Source organism: Streptomyces sp. NPDC001056 (assembly GCF_053598955.1).
The window spans coordinates 1-4,152 of record NZ_JBSFLI010000076.1; the positions used below are offsets into that span (position 1 = coordinate 1).

Consider the following 4,152-nt stretch of genomic DNA (forward strand, 5'->3'; position numbering starts at 1 on the left):
GCGCACGGTGGATGCCTTGGCACCAGGAACCGATGAAGGACGTGGGAGGCCGCGATAGTCCCCGGGGAGTCGTCAACCAGGCTTTGATCCGGGGGCGGGGCCGGCACGGACGGGCTGAAGAGCCAGACGCCCGGACGGACTTCGAGGGGGATCGCCGTCGCCGTGTCCGGGCCGCCGGCCGTGAGCGCCGTGCGGAGGGCGGACGCCGTGCGGTGGGCGTACTCGGCCCAGCGCCGGTCACCCACGGAGCGCGCCGCGCTCTCGCACTCCGCCAGACGGGCCAGCGCCTCCTCGTGCCGCCCCTCGCGCACGGCCACCAGGGCCAGTCCGCGCAGCGCCTCCGCGGTGCCACGCACATCGCCGGCCGACCGGCTCACCGACAGGCCCCGCGCACACGCCTGTTCGGCCGCCGCGACCCGTCCCGTGCCGAGGAGCACGTCCGCCTCCGCGGACAGGCACCGGCCCGCCGCGGCCCGGTCGCCGTGCCGGGTGAACAGCTCCCCGGCCCGGCGGAACCGGTCGACGGCCGCCGACGTCTGCCGGCGCTGCCACGCGAGGTCGCCCAGTGAGCGCAGGACGACGGCCTCCGCGTGGCCGTCGCCCCACCTGCGGGCCGCGTCCAGCGCGAGGCCGTGCGTCGACTCCCACTCGTCCCACAGGGCGCCCGTCTCGTAGTAGCCGGCCGAGGCCGAGGCCAGGGCGCAGCACAGCTCCCACCACCCGGCCGCATGGGCCCGCCGTACGGCCTCCGACAGGCCCGCGGACTCCCCCTGGAACCACCGCAGCGGCGCATCGCCGACCACCTCCTCGGGCGAGAACCCGTCCGGCTCGGGCGAGATCCCGTCCTGGGCCCGTGCCCGGTGCGCGAGCCGGTCCCGGCCGGGCGTCAGCCGGGCGTCCGCGTGCCTGGCCAGGGCCAGGAAGGCGCGGCACAGCCGCTCCACGGCGGCGGTGCCCTCCTGCGGGTCCCGGCGGTCCAGCTCCTCCAGGGCCAGCGAGCGCAGCAGCGCGTGGAAGCCGTAGCGCACGGGGGCTTGCCGTCCGGGCTGCCGCCGCGCCTCCAGCAGATGGGCCTGCACCAGTTCCTCGGCGAGCCGCTCGGCCTCCGCCGGGCCCGTGCCGAGCAGCGCGGCGGCGCTCCACAGGGCGAACTCGGGCAGCGCGGCCAGCCCCAGGACGCGGAAGGCGTGTCTGGCCTCCTCGTCCACATCGCGGTAGGCGGTCAGCAGACTGCTGCGGACGTCGAGATCGCCCAGTTGGAGCGCGGCCAGCCGGGTGCGTTCGTCGCGCAGCCGCCGGGCGAGCCCGGCGGCGGTCCAGTGCGGACGGGCCGCGAGTCCGGCCGCCGCCACCCGCAGGGCCAGCGGCAGCCGGCCGCACAGCCGGGCGATCTCGTCCGCCGCCTCCGGGTCGTCCCGCATCCGCCGGCCCCCGCACGCGGTGAGCAGCGCCTCGGCCTCGGGCCCGGACAGCACGTCGAGCGTCACACGCTCCACCTCCTGGAGCGCACCCAGCACATGACGGCTCGTCAGCACGACGGTGCTGTCCGGTACGGCCGACAGCAGCGGCCGTACCTGCGCCTCCGAGACGGCGTCGTCCAGGATCAGGAGCATCCGGCGGCCCGCGGTGCGCCGGTGCAGCAGCTCCGCGAGCTCCGCCTCGGACGACGGCAGCGGCTCGGTCCCGGAGTCCGTCGCCGCTCCCGCCGCCCGCGGTCCGCGCAGCCGGCGCAGCAGGACGGTCAGGGCGGTCCTCGACGCGACGGCTCGCCCGGCCGCGTCCCGCAGCGTCACCAGGACGCGCCCGTCGGGAAACCGGTCGGCGGCGCCGTGGGCCAGCCGGACGGCCAGCGCCGTCTTTCCGGCGCCCGCCCGGCCCGACAGCAGCAGCACCTTGTTCCGGCCGGGGGTGTCGTCCATCAACAGCCGTTCACCGGCGGCGAGTTCTTGCTCGCGCCCGGTGAAGCCCGCCACGGCGGGCGGCAACCACACCGTGGGCGCGGGGGCTGGCACGGGCCGCTCGGCCGGGTGGCCGTGGGAACCGCCGGCCGGCGCGAACCGGTGCTCCGGCGTGCCACGCCAGGCGAGTGAGGGGTCGCAGGCCAGTATCCGTTCCTGTAGCCCGCGCAGCCCCGGGCCGGGCTCCACCCCCAGTTCGTCGACCAGCGACCGCCGTACCCGCTGGTGGGCCCGCAGCGCGTCGGACTGCCGGCCCGACCGGTAGAGCGCCACCATGAGATGACCGTGCAACGTCTCGCGCAGCGGGTGTTCGTGCGCCAGCGCCATCAGCTCGCCGATCAGCTCCTGGTGCAGCCCGAGCCGCAGATCGGCGGAGATCCGCTGCTCCAGCACCTCGGTGCGCAGCTCGTTCAGCCTGATCGCGGAGGCCTGCAGCGCGGGCCCGTGCGGGATGCCCGAGAGCGCGGGCCCCGTCCAGAGGTCGAGCGCCCGGCTCAGCGTCTGCGAGGCGGCCTCGTACTCGCCCCTGCCGTACGCGGCCCGGCCCTCGGCCCGTAGCGTCTCGAAGGCGGACAGATCCAGTTCACCGGGGGCCACCCGCAGCAGATAGCCGGGCGACCGGGTCAGCAGCGGCTGCGCCGGGTCCGACTCCGCCGGGGTCTCGCCGCTCACCGCCAACAGGGCCTTGCGCAGCTGGGACACGTACACCTGGAGGGTGGTGGTGGCCGTGCGCGGGGGTTCGGCACCCCACAGCTCGTCGATCAGGGAGTGGGTCGACACCACCGTGTTGCACTGCGCCAACAGGGTGGCCAGGACCGCGCGCAGCTTGGCCGCGGACGGCGTACGGGGGGACATGTGCACGGGGCCGAGGACTCGGTATCTCATCGCGCGAGCCTCAGCAGTCCTGCAGCACGGTCGCGGAGACGCCCGCCACGACCCGGTCGCCCTGGCGGAAGGACAGCCGCAGGTCGATCACCGGCCGGCCCGCCTCGTCGCGGGACACCCGTCCGTCGGTGCGGCGCACTCCCTCACGCACCGAGCAGCGCAGCGGCAGCCCCGGCTCGACCGGGTTGCGGAACGTGGCCTGCCACCGGGACAGCACGGCGTACGACGGGACGAATCCACGCAGCTCCGCGGCGGCCAGCAGCCCTACCTGACGCGATGCCTCCAGGAACGGCACCGAAGACATCGCGCCCGGTGCCTCGGTGGCCGCCGGCGTGCGCAGGGGGAAGTCCAGGCCGTCCGCGCCGTCGGCCCCGGCGTACTCGGGCAGACCGACCAGGACGTCACGGCTGTCGTGACGACCCACCTGTTCGGGCAGCGGCATGCCGGTGGGCAGCGGGCCGGCGTCCCGCGCCGCCGCGGCCTCCCCGCCGTCCGTCCGTCCGGACGCGCGAGCGCCGTGACGGGCGTCGTCGGCGAGGAAGACCAGCCGCACCGAAGCGGTGCCGCAGCGCTTGCCGTCGATCGAGACGGTGGCCTGGCAGTCCAGGCCGCGCGGCACGCCGCCCAGGACGTCGAGCGGTGTCATGCCGAGGTCGAGGGCGATCCCGGCCCCCGCGCCGTCGCGGCGCCAGGCGTCGAGACGCGTGACGGCGGCGCCGGCGGAGGCCAGCACAGGGCGCCGGTCCGCCGGCACCCGGAAGTACGGGCGGGCCGCGAACGACATCGTGCGTCGCAGCGACTCCAGGGGGAACAGCAGATCGTGGTACCGCGACCCGGACTCGCCGGACGGCGTCCGCTCCTCCGGCAGTTGCGCGGAGAAGGCGAAGTTCTGCCGGACCGGTGCGGTCGCTTTGAGCAGGAAGGCCTCGGGGCTGACGGGCCTGTGAACCAGGTGGTGGGGTCCGAGGTAAGAGGGGGACGTGGGGGTGAAGGTGTCCATGGGGGGTCCTCTACGGCGGTGTCCGGCGGCTCTGCGGAACGCTGGCTGGGCACATGCGCTTGATGGAGAGCACGTTGCCCGATTCCGCTGAAGGACCGGGGAAGCCGCACTGAAGCGGGCCGTGGCACCGCCCCCGCCCGGCGTTCAGCCCCCCTGGCCCGCCACCGTCCAGGTGTCGCCGCCCGCGAGCAGCGCGGCCAGGTCGCCCTTGCCTCTCTGCTCGACCGCGGTGTCCAGCTGTGCGGTCATCTGCTCGTCGTAGACCGGCCGTTCGACCGAGCGGAACACGCCGATCGGGGTGTGGTGCAG

General features: G+C 75.6%; 2 protein-coding genes and 1 pseudogene. All 3 read right to left on the reverse strand.

The window, feature by feature from the left end:
* The coding region (locus ACWDD7_RS37340) for an AfsR/SARP family transcriptional regulator (RefSeq protein ID WP_450460672.1) at positions 1 to 2,843 on the reverse strand (2,843 nt) is incomplete at its 3' end.
* A gap of 10 nt (positions 2,844 to 2,853) precedes the next feature.
* Positions 2,854 to 3,843, reverse strand: coding sequence for an AfsA-related hotdog domain-containing protein (locus ACWDD7_RS37345; RefSeq protein WP_450460673.1), 990 nt, complete (start codon positions 3,841 to 3,843; stop codon positions 2,854 to 2,856).
* Positions 3,844 to 3,987: 144 nt separating this feature from the next.
* Positions 3,988 to 4,152, reverse strand: a pseudogene (locus ACWDD7_RS37350) (2-oxoacid:ferredoxin oxidoreductase subunit beta); the annotation flags it as partial.